This window comes from Azospirillum sp., assembly GCF_050789165.1.
This window is the reverse complement of the sequence record NZ_JBOZRT010000095.1, coordinates 1-14,766: the sequence shown is the minus strand read 5'-3', so window position 1 is coordinate 14,766 and position 14,766 is coordinate 1. Positions and strand designations below refer to the sequence as shown.

General features: G+C 69.8%; 19 protein-coding genes. 11 read left to right on the top strand and 8 right to left on the bottom strand.

Annotated features, from left to right (window positions below; all coding sequences use genetic code 11):
* Positions 1-4: 4 nt before the first annotated feature.
* Positions 5-310: a hypothetical protein gene (locus ACRWK7_RS21355; RefSeq protein WP_431858304.1), complete on the bottom strand. Its 306-nt coding sequence runs from the start codon at positions 308-310 to the stop codon at positions 5-7.
* A gap of 272 nt (positions 311-582) precedes the next feature.
* On the opposite strand from ACRWK7_RS21355, the gene ACRWK7_RS21350 reads away from it, so the two are divergent.
* Together ACRWK7_RS21350 and ACRWK7_RS21345 are read left to right on the top strand one after the other, a co-directional pair.
* A complete protein-coding gene (locus tag ACRWK7_RS21350; protein WP_431858303.1) occupies positions 583-978 on the top strand; it encodes a hypothetical protein in 396 nt (131 codons plus the stop codon).
* Between the two features lie 272 nt (positions 979-1,250).
* Positions 1,251-1,409 (top strand): hypothetical protein, encoded by a 159-nt coding sequence (locus ACRWK7_RS21345; RefSeq protein ID WP_431858302.1) that lies wholly within the window; start codon positions 1,251-1,253, stop codon positions 1,407-1,409.
* Between the two features lie 104 nt (positions 1,410-1,513).
* On the opposite strand, the gene ACRWK7_RS21340 is transcribed toward ACRWK7_RS21345, so the two are convergent.
* From ACRWK7_RS21340 to ACRWK7_RS21325, 4 genes are all read right to left on the bottom strand, one after another.
* Entirely contained in the window at positions 1,514-1,873 is a 360-nt protein-coding gene (locus ACRWK7_RS21340; RefSeq protein WP_431858301.1) for a hypothetical protein, read from the bottom strand.
* 106 nt (positions 1,874-1,979) lie between these two features.
* Positions 1,980-2,264 carry a hypothetical protein gene (locus tag ACRWK7_RS21335; protein ID WP_431858300.1) on the bottom strand — a complete coding sequence of 95 codons (285 nt, stop codon included), beginning with the start codon at positions 2,262-2,264 and terminating at the stop codon, positions 1,980-1,982.
* A gap of 89 nt (positions 2,265-2,353) precedes the next feature.
* Positions 2,354-3,220 carry a universal stress protein gene (locus ACRWK7_RS21330; RefSeq protein ID WP_431858299.1) on the bottom strand — a complete coding sequence of 289 codons (867 nt, stop codon included), beginning with the start codon at positions 3,218-3,220 and terminating at the stop codon, positions 2,354-2,356.
* 127 nt (positions 3,221-3,347) lie between these two features.
* The gene (locus ACRWK7_RS21325; protein ID WP_431858298.1) at positions 3,348-4,877 is read right to left on the bottom strand and encodes an AAA family ATPase; all 1,530 of its coding nucleotides are present in this window, start codon (positions 4,875-4,877) and stop codon (positions 3,348-3,350) included.
* A gap of 181 nt (positions 4,878-5,058) precedes the next feature.
* Here ACRWK7_RS21325 and ACRWK7_RS21320 point away from each other — a divergent pair, with 181 nt between their 5' ends.
* Together ACRWK7_RS21320 and ACRWK7_RS21315 are read left to right on the top strand one after the other, a co-directional pair.
* Positions 5,059-5,613: a hypothetical protein gene (locus ACRWK7_RS21320; RefSeq protein WP_431858297.1), complete on the top strand. Its 555-nt coding sequence runs from the start codon at positions 5,059-5,061 to the stop codon at positions 5,611-5,613.
* Between the two features lie 90 nt (positions 5,614-5,703).
* Positions 5,704-6,630, top strand: a complete 927-nt coding sequence (locus ACRWK7_RS21315) for a DMT family transporter (RefSeq protein ID WP_431858296.1) — start codon at positions 5,704-5,706, stop codon at positions 6,628-6,630.
* Between the two features lie 3 nt (positions 6,631-6,633).
* On the opposite strand, the gene ACRWK7_RS21310 is transcribed toward ACRWK7_RS21315, so the two are convergent.
* Positions 6,634-7,137: a hypothetical protein gene (locus ACRWK7_RS21310; protein WP_431858295.1), complete on the bottom strand. Its 504-nt coding sequence runs from the start codon at positions 7,135-7,137 to the stop codon at positions 6,634-6,636.
* A 235-nt stretch (positions 7,138-7,372) separates the two neighbouring features.
* On the opposite strand from ACRWK7_RS21310, the gene pstS reads away from it, so the two are divergent.
* The 7 genes from pstS (at position 7,373) to ACRWK7_RS21275 (ending at position 13,398) form a co-directional block, all read left to right on the top strand.
* Positions 7,373-8,449, top strand: a complete 1,077-nt coding sequence (gene pstS / locus ACRWK7_RS21305; protein WP_431858294.1) for a phosphate ABC transporter substrate-binding protein PstS — start codon at positions 7,373-7,375, stop codon at positions 8,447-8,449.
* Positions 8,450-8,514: 65 nt separating this feature from the next.
* Complete coding sequence (pstC, locus tag ACRWK7_RS21300; RefSeq protein ID WP_431858293.1) at positions 8,515-9,492, top strand: phosphate ABC transporter permease subunit PstC; 978 nt, start codon at positions 8,515-8,517, stop codon at positions 9,490-9,492.
* 5 nt (positions 9,493-9,497) lie between these two features.
* The gene (gene pstA, locus ACRWK7_RS21295) at positions 9,498-10,379 is read left to right on the top strand and encodes a phosphate ABC transporter permease PstA (protein WP_431858292.1); all 882 of its coding nucleotides are present in this window, start codon (positions 9,498-9,500) and stop codon (positions 10,377-10,379) included.
* Between the two features lie 23 nt (positions 10,380-10,402).
* Positions 10,403-11,221 (top strand): phosphate ABC transporter ATP-binding protein PstB, encoded by an 819-nt coding sequence (pstB, locus tag ACRWK7_RS21290; protein ID WP_431858348.1) that lies wholly within the window; start codon positions 10,403-10,405, stop codon positions 11,219-11,221.
* Between the two features lie 85 nt (positions 11,222-11,306).
* Entirely contained in the window at positions 11,307-12,101 is a 795-nt protein-coding gene (locus ACRWK7_RS21285) for a DNA/RNA non-specific endonuclease (protein WP_431858291.1), read from the top strand.
* 37 nt (positions 12,102-12,138) lie between these two features.
* Positions 12,139-12,393: a hypothetical protein gene (locus ACRWK7_RS21280; RefSeq protein WP_431858290.1), complete on the top strand. Its 255-nt coding sequence runs from the start codon at positions 12,139-12,141 to the stop codon at positions 12,391-12,393.
* Between the two features lie 66 nt (positions 12,394-12,459).
* On the top strand, positions 12,460-13,398 hold the full coding sequence (locus ACRWK7_RS21275; RefSeq protein ID WP_431858289.1) for a heparan-alpha-glucosaminide N-acetyltransferase: 939 nt from the start codon (positions 12,460-12,462) through the stop codon (positions 13,396-13,398).
* Between the two features lies 1 nt (position 13,399).
* Here the strand turns inward: ACRWK7_RS21275 and ACRWK7_RS21270 are convergent, their stop codons facing one another.
* Positions 13,400-14,422 (bottom strand): MBL fold metallo-hydrolase, encoded by a 1,023-nt coding sequence (locus tag ACRWK7_RS21270; protein ID WP_431858288.1) that lies wholly within the window; start codon positions 14,420-14,422, stop codon positions 13,400-13,402.
* Between the two features lie 15 nt (positions 14,423-14,437).
* Positions 14,438-14,766 (bottom strand): AMP-binding enzyme (locus ACRWK7_RS21265; RefSeq protein ID WP_431858287.1); only part of this gene is annotated, 329 nt, incomplete at its 5' end.

Genomic DNA, 14,766 nt, shown 5'->3' with positions numbered 1-14,766 from the left:
CGCCTCAGTGCGGCCGGTTCTCCAGGACACGCAGCGTCCGGTCGAGGACCGGCAGCGGCACGCCCATCACGGTGCCGCCGAGGATGGCGGCGGCCAGTTCACGGTCGATCTCGGCGATCGGCGCGATCTCGTCGACGCCAAGTCCGCGGTCCTCGGCCATCAGCGCGATCCAGCCGGCCAGCGCGTTCTTCTGGTGCAGCAACCCCGGCTCACCCACCGACCCGAAGGTTTCGATGAAATCACGGCCGGTGAATACGGGTGTTGCATTGCACACAATATCCGGGACCGGAGTCCCCAGGTGCGTCGTCATTGGGCGTTCTCCCGAATGGCTGTTGTTCGGTGCCTGTTTTTTTGCAGGCCATGCTGCCTTCGTCGGGTGGAGCGCGCAACCCGGCCAAGGGGGTATCCGCTATCCATCGGAGGGAGATCGGCTCCGCCGATCATCGTATCCCTCCCGCAGCCTTTCCGCGAGGGCGGGGCGCCCGGTCCTCGGCCGTGGCTTTCCGGACGGCATCGGCTATACTCCGGCATCAGCGACGATGCGGGCGGCCGGACGCCGCCCCCGTCCGGGAGATCCGCACCGTGACCGACGAGACCCCGCGGCGCCCCGCCTCCGGCGGCGTGCCCCCCACCTACACCATCGTCCTGCGCGACTTCAGCGCCCCCGTCCTGCTGCGCGGCGAAGAGACGCAGCGGCCGGCGCACTTCAACGTCCGCCTCACCGTCGCCCACCCCGGCCCGGACTTCCCGGACGACATCGCCGCCGTCATGTCCTACGAGCCGATCGTCCAGGACCTGCGCCGCCTGTGCGCCGACGCGCGCCCGTCGGGCGCCGAGGAACTGGCCGAGCGGGCGGCCTCGCTGTGCCTCAAGCAGCCGGAGGTCGGCAGCGCGCGCGTCGAGGTTGAACTGGACGACCGAAGCACCGGCGCGGTCGCCGGCGTCACCGTGTTCAGGGAGCAATCCGAAGGGGTGTAACCCCGTCGGGCCTTCACCCTCGAGCAGTCTATGACGTTCCGCCAGGCTGATGGTGCGGCGCACCAATTTCTCTATGCCATTGACTGGAAACGATTGCTGCACCGCACGCCAAACCTTGGCCGAATGTTCTTTATCCTGAAGGCGAGCCGACCAAAGCGGTAATGACAGAGAGTTTCCCCATCGATTAACCTTGGGGAATACTGTGCCGCCGAGTTTCCTTTTGGAAAATGTGTCGCCCGTCGTAGCGGTCGGCCGAAAGGGAGGAGGAAACGATGGAGTTTCGCAAGGACCCGAGTCTGTCGGAGATCCTGGAAGACCCGATCGTCGTGGCCGTGATGAACCGCGACGGCATCGACCGCGAGCATGTCCAGCTCCTCATGGAGCAGATGCGCCGTCGCCTGCGCGCCCGGCAGGAGCGCCTCGCCGCCTGACGCCCACCTCCGCCCAGGGTCCATGGAACGAGACCCCGGCGCCCAGCCAACGCACGCCGTCGCCGCCACGAGCGGGACGGCGTTTTCTGTATCCGCAGAACGCGCTACTTCACGTTCACGATGCGGAAGGTCCGCTGCTCGCCGTCGTGCTCGGTGATGGTGACGTACTCGCCCTGCACGAAGGTGTGGCGGTCGAAGCGGAAGATGGGCTCCTCGTCCTCATCGTCGCCGTCGTCGTAATGGAAGGCCCAGCGCTGGCCGCGGTGGATCAGCATGCCGCGCTGGTCGTCCTCGCCGCGCCAGAAGCGGTGCACGTGGCACTTGTCGCGGCTGGTGCGCCACTCGTCCACGTCGAAGTGTCCCTCGGCGTCGAGCGGCGCCACGAACTCGTAGCCGTGTTCGCTGCTGCCCTCGGGGTGCTCGCGGGTGCGGGCCAGTTCCAGACGGATCTTCTTCAGCGCCACGGCGGGATCCTCGCGTTGAGGGGCTCAGGGGGCTCGGTGGTTGGAGACAAGGACGGGAGCGCCGCGCAGCGCCCCCGTCATCCTCCCCGAAGAGAATAATGTCCCGTCAGGCCCCGAGGTTCCAGGCCCCGTAAATGCCTTCGTGGTGCGCCACGAAGTCGCGCAGGACCGAGGTCAGTTCGGCGACGTGCCGGGCGTTGCCGTGGCGGCGCGCCCGGTCGATGTCGTCGCGGATGAAGGTGGCGATGCGGCGCTGGCCGTCCGCGCAGTGGACCAGGCAGCACCCCAGTTCGACCGCCACCATCTCCGGCACGTGTTCGTGCTCGGCGATGGCGTCGATCTCACGCTCGGTCAGATCGCTCAACGCGATGCAGTCTTCGATCGTCAGCATGGGGCGGCTCCTTCCCTAGGGATCGTGAGCCGTACCTGGAGGGCCGAAGACCGTCCGGCGTGGAGGGCGTGGCCGTGCCGCGCGTCGGTTCAATGGGCCATCAGCACCGGCAGGCCGGCGTGGCCGAGTACGTACCGGGTTACGCCACCCAGGATCAGCTCCCGCATGCGGCTGTGCCCGTACCCACCCATCACCAGAAGGTCGGCGCCCAACTCGGCCGTCTTGTTCGTCAGCATCTGGCCGACCGGCTCCGATCCCGGCTTTACAATGGTTAACTGACAGTTAACGTCATGCCAAGCTAGATATTCGGCAATGCGACGACCAGTCGCAGGCTGAGTCGACGAGGTCTCGGCGGTCAGGACGTAGACGGTGTCGGCCCGGCGGAGGAAGGGCATGGCGCCGGCCACCGCGCGGGCCGATTCGGCGCTGCCGTTCCAGGCCAGCGCGATGCTCTTGCCGATGCGCCCCAGGCCGGCCTTCGGCGCCAGCAGAAGCGGGCGGGCGGCGCTGAGCAGCGCCGTCTCCAGCGTGGCGTAGGCCTGCGCGTCGCGGTCGATCTCGGTGTGGGCGAACACCAGCAGGTCGGCGAAGCGGCCTTCCAGCGGCACCACCTCCTCGGCGCGGCCGACCACCTCGCGCCAGCGGGCGGAGACGCCGCCGACCGCCGACGGCCCCTCGCGCAGGTCGACCTGCTCGCGGTGCAGCACCGCTTCGAAATGGCGGCGGGCGGCGGTCAGGTGGCTGTCCGACTCGTTCTCGGCGGCGCGCATGATCTCATCGACCATGGCGCCGGACATGCCCTCGCCCAGCATCGGCACCGCGTCGCGCGGGTCGAGCTTCACGAACAGGCTGTCGACGTGCGCGTCGAACAGGCGGGCGACGGCGATCGCCGCCGACAGGGCCACGGGATCGGACTCGGAGCCGGCCACCGGCACCAGAATGGACTTGATCGACATGTTCGCCTCCGCGGCCGTTTCACGGCCCGTCTTCCTTTCGGGGCGCCCGCCGTGCACCGTGCAAGCGCGAGCGCCGGTCACCGCCCATGATACTCCAACCCGTTGCCGCGCGCCCGTCCCGAATGCGTTACCCCAGCATCCCCTTTGCCGCATGCAGCACCGCGGCCGGGTCGCCCCCGGCGTCCAGCCGCGCCCAGGCGACGTTCCCGGTCTCGTAGCCCTGCTGCGCCCGCACCACCGCGGCCGTGGCGTCCGACGCGTCGCCGCGGCGGGCGTCCACCCGGCCGACTCGCGCCGGGAGATCCGCCTCCAGCCACAGGCCCTGGAAGGCGACGCCGGCCCGGCGGGCCGCCGCCTCGATGGCGGCGCGCTCCTCGGGACGGGAGTAGACGGCGTCGGCCAGCACGGCGTGACCGGCAGCCAGCGCCACGCCGGCCCGGCGCCCCAGCTCGGCGTAGACCCGCTGCGTCGCCGCGGGCGTGTAGGCGTCGGCCGGCAGGCGCACCGTCTCGTCCACCTGCATCAGCTGCTTGCGGAGCGCGTCGCTGCGCAGGATCAGCGCGCCCGGCGCCGCCCCGAGGTCCGGGGCCAGACCACGCGCCAGGGTCGTCTTGCCGGTGCCCGACAGCCCGCCGACCGCCATCAGCCGCGGCGGGGGCGGCTCCAGCGCGGCCACCGCCTGCTCCAGGTAGGCGGCGGCCTCCACCTCCAGCGCCCGTGCCGACGCCGGGTCGGGCTGCACGGCGGCGGCCGTGGCGTCGATCTTGGCGCGCACCGCCGCCCGCGTCGCCAGGAACAGCGGCAGCAGCGCCAGCCCCTCCAGGTCGCCGGTGGCCTCCAGGTAGCGGTTGAACACCGCGTTGCCCAGCGGGCGCAGGCCGCGGTGGTCGAGGTCCATCAGCAGGAACGCGAGGTCGTACAGCACGTCGATGACGGCGAACGACTCGTCGAACTCGATGCAGTCGAACAGCGTCGGCCGGCCGCGGTGCAGCACGATGTTGCGCAGGTGCAGGTCGCCATGGCAGTGCCGCACCAGCCCGCCCCGCGCCCGCGCGTCCAGAAGGGCGGCGTGTTGCGCCAGCGCCGCCTCGGACCGCCCGGCCAGACGGGCGACCCGCTCCGGTGGGAAGAGGTCGGGGCGGTGGCGCAACTCCTCAAGGTTGCCGGACACCACGGCGCGCATGGCCGCCGCCCCACCGCCGTCGGGGCGGCGCACCGCCCGGTCGTGGAAGGCGGCCACCGCCTCGGCCAGCCGGCGCATCAGGTCGGGCGTCAGCGCGCCGCAGTCGGCCAGCCGGTCGAACAGCTGGTCCGAGTCGAAGCGCCGCATCACCACCACCCAGTCCAGCGCCTCCCCCGCCCCGCCGAGCGCCAGCCGCCCGTCGGCGCGGCGCACCACCGCCTCGACCCGTTCATAAAGGTCCGGCGCGGCGCGGCGGTTGAGCGCCAGTTCGGCCTCGCAGGCGGCCCGGCGCCTCTCCGGGGTCGAGAAGTCCAGGTAGGGAAGGCGCACCGCGCGCTTCAGCTTGTAGGCCCTGGAGCCGGCCAGGAAGACCAGCGCGGCGTGGGTGTCGATGCGCTCCACCGCCCGGCCGCCGTGGCTGCGCGGGTCGCCGAGGAAGGCGATGATGTCGGTCTGGTCGGCGCTGGTGTCCATCCGGGACATCGTACCACAGCAGGCTCGCCGCCGCCCTCCCACGGCGGGGTAGCAGCATTGCCCCCTTGCAATTTCGGGGAGCGAATCCCTATTGACGATGTGGAAACATTTTTCGGTCATGCTGTGGTCATACCAAAACCCAAATAGGGTTCTGTTTCCCGTTCATGGGAGCCGTGCCGTGATGCGCCGCCGTTTTGCCACCGCTGTGGTCGCCCTGGGCTGCATGAGCGCCCTCGGACCGGCGCGCGCCGAGGAGGCGCCGGCGGCCGTGGACAGCGTGCCCAACTGGCGGCTCGGGTCCCTCGCCTTCTCCAACGCCGTGCCGACCGACCGGTCGGAGCGCATCGGCGACCTGCACACGAAGTACCGCCTGGGCGCCGCCCCGCTGCCGGGGCTGGAGCCGTACGCGGCGCTGAAGCCGTGGGTCGCCGGATCGACTCAGCCGGACGGCACCATGACCAGCCGCGGCGGCGTGCTGCTCGACGTGCCGGTGGGCTCCTTCACCTTCACGCCCAGCGTCGGCGCCGGCTACGTCAGCAACTCGCCGCGCAGCAGCCACGCCCCCGTCGAGTTCCGCTCGCAGGTCGAGCTGGGCTACCAGTTCGAGAACCGCTCGCAGGTGACGCTGGGCTACAGCCGCATCACCGGCGGGCCGGCGACCGACGGCAGGACGGACGCCAACAACGTGGTCGGCTTCACCTACCGGCTGCCGTTCGGGGCGCTGCTGGGCCGATAGAATTTCAGATCAGTCTGCGAACCGTCTGCAACGCGGCCATTCGGACACGGCATGCGGCCCCGGTCGCGTTTGTTTGTTAGCATCCGCGGCATGCCCGACCAGTCCCCGGTTCCCCCCATCGTCCAGCGGGTCGATAACGCGCCGCGCGGCATCCTGATGATGCTGATCGCGGTGTTCCTGTTTTCCATCCTCAACGTGCTGGTGAAGGTGACGGCGGAGGATTATCCCCTGACCCAGGTCACCTTCTTCCGCAACGCCTTCGCGCTGGTGCCGGTGTGGGCGACGGTGATGGCGCAGGGCGGCTTCGGCAGCATCCGGACGGCGCGGCCGATGGGGCACCTCTGGCGCTCGTGCGTCGGCCTCACGTCGATGACGCTGATGTTCTGGTCGTTCCACCTGCTGCCGCTGGCCGACGCGGTGGCGCTGAACTTCGCGGCGCCGCTGTTCCTCACCGCGCTGTCGGTGCCGCTGCTGGCCGAGCAGGTGGGCATCCACCGCTGGAGCGCGGTGGCGGTCGGCTTCGTCGGCGTGCTGATCATCGTCCGGCCGAGCGCCGACATGCTGAACCTCGGCGCCATCGTCGCCCTGAGCGCGGCGCTGGCGCAATCCTTCGCGATGATCGCGATCCGCCAGCTCAGCACCAGCGAGACCGCCAACTCCATCGTCTTCTACTTCACGCTGACGACGACGCTGCTGTCCGCGCTGACGCTGCCGTTCGCGTGGCGGACGCCGGACCTCTGGGGCTTCGCGCTGCTGGTGGCGACCGGGCTGGTCGGCGGCACGGCGCAGCTGTTCATGACGCGCGCCTACACCATGGCCCCGGCGGCGGTGATCGCGCCGTTCAACTACGCCTCCATCGTGTGGGCGGCGCTGTTCGGCTGGACGCTGTGGCACGAGGTGCCGGACCTGCACGTCGTCCTCGGCGCCGCGGTGGTGGTGGCGAGCGGCTGCTACATCCTGCACCGCGAGACCCTCAAGCACCGCGCCGTGGTGAGCGGCGCGGCGGGCGAGGATTGAGGGCTACTTCAGACTCCGCGTCATCTCCTCGAAGGCCTGCTTGAAGCCCTTGAGCGGGAAGTCGAGGTCCTGCTGGCTGCCGTCCTTGAAGGTGTAGCGCGTCAGCACCGTCGTGCCGCCGCGGAAGCTGTCGCCCATCTTGTCGGCGGCGAAGTTCGGGAACACGCAGACGTTGATCGTCGACACCGACGACTCGATGCGCGGCTGGCGGTCGACGCGCAGCGCGCAGCGCTCCACCACGCCCCGGTCGATGGTCAGGAACATCTCGTAGTCCTTGCCGACCGGCACCACGCTGATCGCCGCGACGCGCGCGTTGCCCGACGGGTCGCCGAGCAGGCGGTAGACCAGCACCCGGCAGTTGCGCGTGTCGGTCATGCGGTCGATGGTGCAGTCGGCCAGCCACTGCCCCTCCGGCCCCAGCTCCTCCACCGTCGACGCCCCGGCGTTCCCGGACAGAAGGCCCAGGCCGGCAAGGCCGAGGCACGCGATCGTCTTCCACCGATTCATGGAAACCACTTCCCCACAAAACCGCCGGATCCCCCGTCCGGCGCCCGCGATCCTATCCCCTATTCGGCATAGCTCAACCGGCGAGGGAGCAGATCTCCTATGAGGCAGAAAGGGGGCACAATTCACAAAACTGCAACAGAAGTGCAACAGACAGGACTCACAGCGCCGCTAAGGTCCGCCCCGTCCGAGCCGCCGTCCGCGACCGCGCCGGATCTGAAACACGGGAGACGAGATCGTGACCATCCTCACCAAGACGACCCTTCGCCACGCCGCGCTCGGGCTGTGCGCCGCCGTGGCGTTCAGCGGGGCCTCCGTTGCGGCTCAGGCGGCCGACATTTCCGGCGCCGGCGCGACCTTCCCCTACCCGATCTATTCGAAGTGGGCCGACGCCTACAAGAAGGAGACGAACGTCGGGCTGAACTACCAGTCCATCGGCTCGGGCGGCGGCATCAAGCAGATCAAGGCAAAGACGGTCACCTTCGGCGCCTCCGACATGCCCCTCAAGCCCGAGGAGCTGGACGCCGCCGGCCTGGTGCAATGGCCGCAGGTCATGGGCGGCGTGGTGCCGGTCATCAACCTCAAGGGCCTCAAGTCGGGCGAGATCAAGCTGAGCGGCACGGTGCTCGGCAACATCTATCTCGGCGAGATCAAGAAGTGGAACGATGAGCAGATCAAGGCGCTGAACCCCGGCGTCACCCTGCCGAACACCGCCATCGCGCCGGTCTACCGCTCCGACGGGTCGGGCACCAACTTCCTGTTCACCGACTACCTGTCGAAGGCCAGCCCGAAGTTCGGCACGCAGATCGGCGCTAACACCTCGGTCCAGTGGCCGGCCGGCATCGGCGCCAAGGGCAACGAGGGCGTCGCCAACATGGTCAAGCAGACCGAGGGCGCCATCGGCTACGTCGAATACGCCTACGCCAAGCAGAACAACATCCCCTACGCCGCCCTGAAGAACAAGGACGGCAACGTGGTGATGCCGACCATCCAGGCCTTCCAGGCCGCCGCGGCGAACGCCGACTGGGCCAACTCCAAGGGCTACTACGTCATCCTGACCGACGAGCCGGGCAAGGACAGCTGGCCGATCACCGGCGCCAGCTTCATCCTGATGCACAAGGCCCCGCAGGATCCGGCCACCGCCACCGAGGCGCTGAAGTTCTTCGACTGGGCCTTCAAGGACGGCAGCAAGCTGGCTTCCGACCTGGATTACGTGCCCATGCCGGACAACGTGGTGCAGATGATCCGCAAGACCTGGGCGGATCAGATCAAGGCCGGCGACAAGCCGGTCTGGACGGCCGCCGCCACCAAGTGATACGTCCAGCCTGAGCCGTGGGGAGGTTCGGTCCGCCGGTCCTCCCCACGGCCGTTGGAGCCACCATGACCGACCTTGCCCTCGTGTCCGACCGGACGTCCATGCCAAGCCACGGCCAGCGCCAGCGTCTCCAGGACGCCGCGTTCCGCCTCTCCACCCTGTTCTTCGCCCTGCTGGTGCTGACGCTGCTGGGCGGCGTCATCATCGCCCTGGTGGAGGGCTCCCTGCCCGCGCTCAAGGAATTCGGGCTGGGCTTCGCCTTCACCGAGGTGTGGAACCCCGTCACCGAGAAGTTCGGCGCGCTGGCGCCGATCTACGGCACGCTGGTCACCTCGCTGATCGCCATGGCCGTCGGCGTGCCGGTCAGCTTCGGCATCGCCATCTTCCTCACCGAGGTCTGCCCGCCGTGGCTGAAGCGTCCGCTGGGCGTCGCCATCGAGCTGCTGGCCGGCATCCCCTCGATCATCTACGGCATCTGGGGCCTGTTCGTCTTCGCGCCGTTCATGCAGAGCACGGTGCAGCCCTTCCTGATCAACACGCTGGGCCAGCTGCCGTACCTGGAAGACGTCTTCATGGGCCCGCCCTACGGCATCGGCATCCTGACCGCCGGCCTGATCCTGGGCATCATGGTGCTGCCCTTCATCACCTCGATCACCCGCGACGTGTTCGAGACGGTGCCGCCGATGCTGAAGGAATCCGCCTACGGCCTGGGCGCCACCACCTGGGAGGTGGTCTGGCGCGTCGTGCTGCCCTACACCCGCGTCGGCGTGGTCGGCGGCCTGATGCTTGGCCTGGGCCGCGCGCTGGGCGAGACGATGGCGGTCACCTTCGTGATCGGCAACTCGCACCGCATCGCCTCCTCGATCCTCGCCCCGGGCACCACCATCTCCGCCGCCATCGCCAACGAGTTCACCGAGGCGGTCGGCGACGTCTACACCTCGTCGCTGGTGGCGCTGGGCCTGATCCTGTTCGTCATCACCTTCATCGTGCTGACACTGGCCAAACTGATGCTGCTGCGCCTGCAGCGCAACGCCGGGACCTGACCGCCATGACGCAAGCCTCCGCCGCCGCCGCGCACAGCATCGACCTCAGCATCTACCGCCGCCGCCGGCTGGTCAACGGCGCCGCCCTGACGCTGGCGCTGGGCGCCGCCGGGCTCGGCCTGTTCTGGCTGGTCGCCATCCTGTGGACGCTGCTGTGGAACGGCCTGGGCAGCCTCAGCCTGGGCCTCGTCACGCAGATGACGCCGCCGCCGGGCTCGGAGGGCGGCCTGCTCAACGCCATCTTCGGCACCGTGGTGATGACCACGCTGGCCACCGCGCTGGGCACGCCGATCGGCATCCTGGCCGGCACCTGGCTGGCCGAATTCGGCAAGACCAACAAGCTGGCCGAGCTGATCCGCTTCATCAACGACATCCTGCTGAGCGCGCCGTCGATCATCGTCGGCCTGTTCGTCTACGAGGTGCTGGTGATCCGCATGGGCCACTTCTCGGCCTGGGCGGGCGCGGTGGCGCTGGCGGTGATCGTCATCCCGGTGGTGGTGCGCACCACCGAGGACATGCTGAAGCTGGTGCCCAACAGCCTGCGCGAGGCCGCGGCGGCGCTGGGCGCCCCGCAGTGGAAGGTGGTGACCATGGTCGCCTACCGCGCCGCGCGCAACGGCATGATCACCGGCGTGCTGCTGGCCATCGCGCGCATCAGCGGCGAGACCGCGCCGCTGCTGTTCACCGCGCTGAACAACCAGTTCTGGAGCACCGACATGAACGCCCCGATGGCAAACCTGCCGGTGGTCATCTTCCAGTACGCCATGTCGCCCTACGAGGAGTGGCAGCGGCTCGCCTGGGGCGGCGCGCTGTTGATCACGCTGGCGATCCTGATCCTGAACATCGGTGCCCGCGCCTTCGCGGCCCTCAGCACGACGAGCAAGTGACCATGGCCGACGCAAGCCGCACGATGGACATCCGCACCGAGGTTCGCCGCCAGCCGACCGGCAGCGGCGCCGTGGCCGGCGCCGGGCTGGCCGAGAAGATCACGATCCGCAACCTGAACTTCTACTACGACGGTTTCCGGGCGCTGAAGAACATCAACCTGCCGCTCTACGACCGCCGGGTGACGGCGTTCATCGGCCCGTCGGGCTGCGGCAAGTCGACGCTGCTGCGCATCCTCAACCGCATCTACGACCTCTACCCGAAGCAGCGGGCCGAGGGCGAGGTGCTGCTGGACGGCGACAACATCCTGTCGGGCAAGCAGGACCTGAACCTGCTGCGCGCCCGCGTCGGCATGGTGTTCCAGAAGCCGACGCCGTTCCCGATGTCGATCTACGACAACATCGCCTTCGGCGTGAAGCTGTACGAGAAGCTGTCTGGCGACGAGATGGACGAGCGCGTCGAATTCTCGCTGCGCCGCGCCGCCCTGTGGGACGAGGTGAAGGACAAGCTGAAGCAGAGCGGCCTCAGCCTGTCCGGCGGCCAGCAGCAGCGCCTGTGCATCGCCCGCGCCATCGCGGTGAAGCCGTCGGTGCTGCTGCTCGACGAGCCGACCTCGGCGCTCGACCCGATCTCGACGGCCAAGTGCGAGGAGTTGGTGGACGAGCTGAAGTCCGACTACTGCATCGCCATCGTGACGCACAACATGCAGCAGGCGGCCCGCGTCTCCGACTTCACCGCCTTCATGTACCTGGGCGAGCTGGTCGAGTACGGCGAGACCGAGACCATCTTCACCAACCCGTCCAACGAGAAGACGGCGGAGTACATCACCGGCCGCTTCGGCTGACGCCCGTCCTCACAAAGGGGGACGGACGAAACCACAGGCCCTTCCGAAGCGTTGATGACGGCACCGAGGCCACTCCGGTGCCGTCATGCTTCGCATCCTCGCGTTCGCCGCCGCGTTGCTGGCGGCCCCGGCCGCGGCGTTCGCGGCACCCAGCGCCTGCCCGCAGCATTTCGCCGGAGGCGACGCGCCCGACCTGCTCAACCAGCGCCTCGCCGCCAAGACGCGGGCGCTCTGCTACGGCGGGTACGCCGTGCTGCATTCCGGCGTCACCCGCACGCCGCTCTACGCCGCCGAGCGCCTGACCCGCGAGCGCATCGCCGGGGCCGACGCGATCCAGCGGCGCGGCAAGTTCCACGCCGACCCGAACCTGCCGCGCGACGAGCGCGCCGAACTGGCGGACTACGCCCGTTCCGGCTTCGACCGCGGCCACATGGCGCCTGCCGGGGACATGCCGGACTTCGAACAGCAGAACGAGTCGTTCAGCCTCGCCAACATGATCCCGCAGAATCCGGAGAGCAACCGCGACCTGTGGAGCGACATCGAGGCGGTGGCGCGCGCGCTGGCGCGCCGGCAGGGCGATCTCTACGTGGTCAGCGGACCGGTCTACCGCGGCGACCGGATCGAGCGGCTGAACGAACGCGTGCTGATCCCGACGCACGTCTTCAAGGCGCTGTACGATCCGGTGAGCGGGCAGGCCGGCGCCTACCTCGTGCCGAACGCCGAGGGGGACGAGTGGACGCCGCTGTCGATCAGCCAGTTGCGGGACCTGACCGGGATCGACGTGTTCCCGGCCCTGCCCCCCTCCGTCAAGGACGTCGCCATGCCCCTGCCCGATCCGGAGCCGCGGCGCCGCCGCCCGCAGGTCGGCGAGAGACGATAGGCCCGCACGTCGGCGAGAGACGATAGGAAGGATGAGGATGAAGACGATCAAGCCCTTCGCCAACGAGAGCGACTCCGTCGGCATCGCCGACCTGACGGTGGAGAACCGCACCGACCGCGTCGCGCTGTACGGCAGCCTCGACCTGACGCGCGACAAGGACGGCCTGAAGAACGCCCGCGCGCTCCGCGACCTGCTGGACCGCGTGGTGACGGCCCTGGAGGCGGAGAAGGACCTGCCCGACCGGATCCCGCCGCCCAAGGCGACGGACAGCGTGGACAATCCATTCGCGTAGGAGGAAAGCCCCGCGGAGCATGGGGAGGGCCTTGTTTGCCTCCCCGCAATCGGGCATCAACGCCGCATGCCCGCCGCGCCGCTTTCCCCCTCCGCCGCCCGCCTCCCCATCGTCGACGCCGCGCGCGGCGTGGCGATCCTCGCCATGGTGGCCTACCACCTGAGCTGGGACCTCGACTTCCTGGGATTCGCCCGGCTGGAGCTGCTGGAGAACCCGTTCTGGCTGGCGGCGCGCACGGCGATCCTCGGCAGCTTCCTGCTGCTGGTCGGCGTCGGCCTGGTGCTGGCGGCGGCGCGCGGGTTCGACCGGCGGCGCTTCCTGCGGCGGCTCGGGCTGCTGGCGGGCGCGGCGGGCGCGGTGTCGGCGGTGTCCTACGCGCAGTTCCCGGACAGCCCGATCTTCTTCGGCGTGCTGCACCACATCGCGGTGGCGAGCGTGCTCGGCCTTGCCTTCCTGCGCCTGCCGGCATGGGTGAACGCGGCCATCGGCGTCGCGGTCTGGGTGCTGCCGGACCTCACCAGCGTGCCGCTGTTCGACCACCCGGCGCTGCAATGGATCGGGCTGATGACCTTCCCGCCCGATTCCAACGACTACGTGCCGCTGTTCCCGTGGTTCGGCATCGTGCTGTGGGGGATCGCCCTCGGGCAGCTCTGGCGCGGGCGCGGCGCCCTGGCGGCGTGGCGGCCGGAAGGCGCGGGCGGGCGGGCGCTGGCCTGGATGGGGCGCTGGAGCCTGCCGATCTACCTCGTGCACCAGCCGGTGCTGTTCGGCGGGCTGTCGCTTCTGGTCCTGCTGTCCGGCGGGCCGGATCGCGAGACGCGGGACTTCCTGGCGAACTGCGAGGCCGGCTGCGCCACCAGCGGCCAGACCACCTGCGCCGCGCAGTGCCGCTGCATCGCCGACGAGCTGAAGCGCGCCGACCTCTGGCAGGACGTGCTGGCCAACCGCTACACCGGCGGCACCCGCGCCGCCGTCGCCGCGGCGGTGGTCGGGTGCAAGCGCTGACTCACGCCCGCCGGTAGCGCTCCGCCCCCGCCCCGCGCTCGCGCACCACGCGGCCCTGCCGCACGAGGTGGTTCAGGTGCGCGATCGCCTCGCCAACCGCGAAGCGGGTCTGGTGCACGTCGAGCTTGCGGGTGAACATCGCCTGCATGACCTCGTAGGCGGTCGCCGGTTCGGCGCAGGCGGCCAGCGTCTCGTCCAGGCGCTCGCCATGGTGCTCCAGCAGCTCGTCGATGCGGCCGTGCAGGCCGGTGAAGGGGTGCCCGTGCGAGGGCAGCACCAGCACGTCCGGCGGAAGCGCCTTGAACGCCCGGAGCGTCTCCAGGAAGTCGCTCAGCGGATCGGAGTCCGGCTCGTGCGGCCAGACGCTGACGTTCGGGCTGATCTTCGGCAGGATCTGGTCGCCGGCGATGAACAGCCCGCGCTTCTCGTCGAGCAGGCAGGCCTGCTCCGGCGCGTGGCCGCGGCCCACCACCACCCGCCAGCGGTGCCCGCCCACATCCAGCGCGTCGCCGTCGTGCAGGCGGTGCAGCGTGGTGGGCAGCGGCACCACCGCGCGCCGGTAGCCGTTCGGGCGGTTGATGATCCCCTCGATCATGTCCTCGGGCAGGCCGGCGGCGCGGTAGAAGCGCTCGACCTGCGGGCGCGCCAGCTCGTCCGGCTCCAGCGTCAGCATGCGGCCGTACAGCCACTCCGTCAGCGTGGCGTGGAAGGCCGCGTCGAAGCGCGGCGCCAGCCAGCCGGCCAGCCCCATGTGGTCGGGGTGGAAGTGGGTGGCGACCACGCGGGTGATCGGGCGCCCGCCCATCACGCCGGCGAACAGCCGCTCCCACAGGGCGCGCGTCGCCTCGCTGTTGAAGCCGGTGTCGACCAGCGTCCAGCCCGGCCCGTCCTCCAGCAGCCACAGGTTGATGTGGTCGAGCGCGAAGGGCAGCGGCATCCGCACCCAGTGAACGCCGGGCGCCACCTGGACCGTGCCGGCCTCCGCGGGGCGCTCAAGGGACGACGGGAGGGCGGCAGCGGTCATGGAAACTCCCAGCGGTCAGGCCCCGACGGTGTCCGCGGTCATCTGGCGCAGGCGGAAGCGCTGGATCTTGCCGGTGGCCGTCTTGGGCAGGTCTTGGACGAAATGGATGCGCCGGGGGAATTTGTAAGGGGCGAGGCCGGCCTTGCAATGCTGCATCAACTCATCGGCAACGCTCTCGCTGGCCCGCACGCTGTCGCGCAGCACCACCCAGGCCTCCGGCTTGACCAGCCCGGCATCGTCCGGCGCGCCGATGACCGCCACTTCCAGCACCTTGGGATGGCTGACCAGCCGGCTCTCGATCTCGATCGGCGAGCACCAGATGCCGCCGACCTTCAGCATGTCGT

Excerpts from the sequence above, each read along its gene's own strand:
- pstC (WP_431858293.1), top strand. The coding sequence starts at position 8,515 with ATGACCGACCTTGCCCTCGTGTCCGACCGGACGTCCATGCCAAGCCAC.
- ACRWK7_RS21335 (WP_431858300.1), bottom strand. The coding sequence starts at position 2,264 with ATGCTGACGATCGAAGACTGCATCGCGTTGAGCGATCTGACCGAGCGT.
- ACRWK7_RS21315 (WP_431858296.1), top strand. The coding sequence starts at position 5,704 with ATGCCCGACCAGTCCCCGGTTCCCCCCATCGTCCAGCGGGTCGATAAC.
- ACRWK7_RS21330 (WP_431858299.1), bottom strand. The coding sequence starts at position 3,220 with ATGTCGATCAAGTCCATTCTGGTGCCGGTGGCCGGCTCCGAGTCCGAT.
- ACRWK7_RS21285 (WP_431858291.1), top strand. The coding sequence starts at position 11,307 with ATGCTTCGCATCCTCGCGTTCGCCGCCGCGTTGCTGGCGGCCCCGGCC.
- ACRWK7_RS21310 (WP_431858295.1), bottom strand. The coding sequence starts at position 7,137 with ATGAATCGGTGGAAGACGATCGCGTGCCTCGGCCTTGCCGGCCTGGGC.
- ACRWK7_RS21325 (WP_431858298.1), bottom strand. The coding sequence starts at position 4,877 with ATGGACACCAGCGCCGACCAGACCGACATCATCGCCTTCCTCGGCGAC.
- pstB (WP_431858348.1), top strand. The coding sequence starts at position 10,403 with ATGGACATCCGCACCGAGGTTCGCCGCCAGCCGACCGGCAGCGGCGCC.
- ACRWK7_RS21345 (WP_431858302.1), top strand. The coding sequence starts at position 1,251 with ATGGAGTTTCGCAAGGACCCGAGTCTGTCGGAGATCCTGGAAGACCCG.
- ACRWK7_RS21355 (WP_431858304.1), bottom strand. The coding sequence starts at position 310 with ATGACGACGCACCTGGGGACTCCGGTCCCGGATATTGTGTGCAATGCA.
- ACRWK7_RS21275 (WP_431858289.1), top strand. The coding sequence starts at position 12,460 with ATGCCCGCCGCGCCGCTTTCCCCCTCCGCCGCCCGCCTCCCCATCGTC.
- pstA (WP_431858292.1), top strand. The coding sequence starts at position 9,498 with ATGACGCAAGCCTCCGCCGCCGCCGCGCACAGCATCGACCTCAGCATC.
- ACRWK7_RS21320 (WP_431858297.1), top strand. The coding sequence starts at position 5,059 with ATGCGCCGCCGTTTTGCCACCGCTGTGGTCGCCCTGGGCTGCATGAGC.
- ACRWK7_RS21280 (WP_431858290.1), top strand. The coding sequence starts at position 12,139 with ATGAAGACGATCAAGCCCTTCGCCAACGAGAGCGACTCCGTCGGCATC.
- ACRWK7_RS21270 (WP_431858288.1), bottom strand. The coding sequence starts at position 14,422 with ATGACCGCTGCCGCCCTCCCGTCGTCCCTTGAGCGCCCCGCGGAGGCC.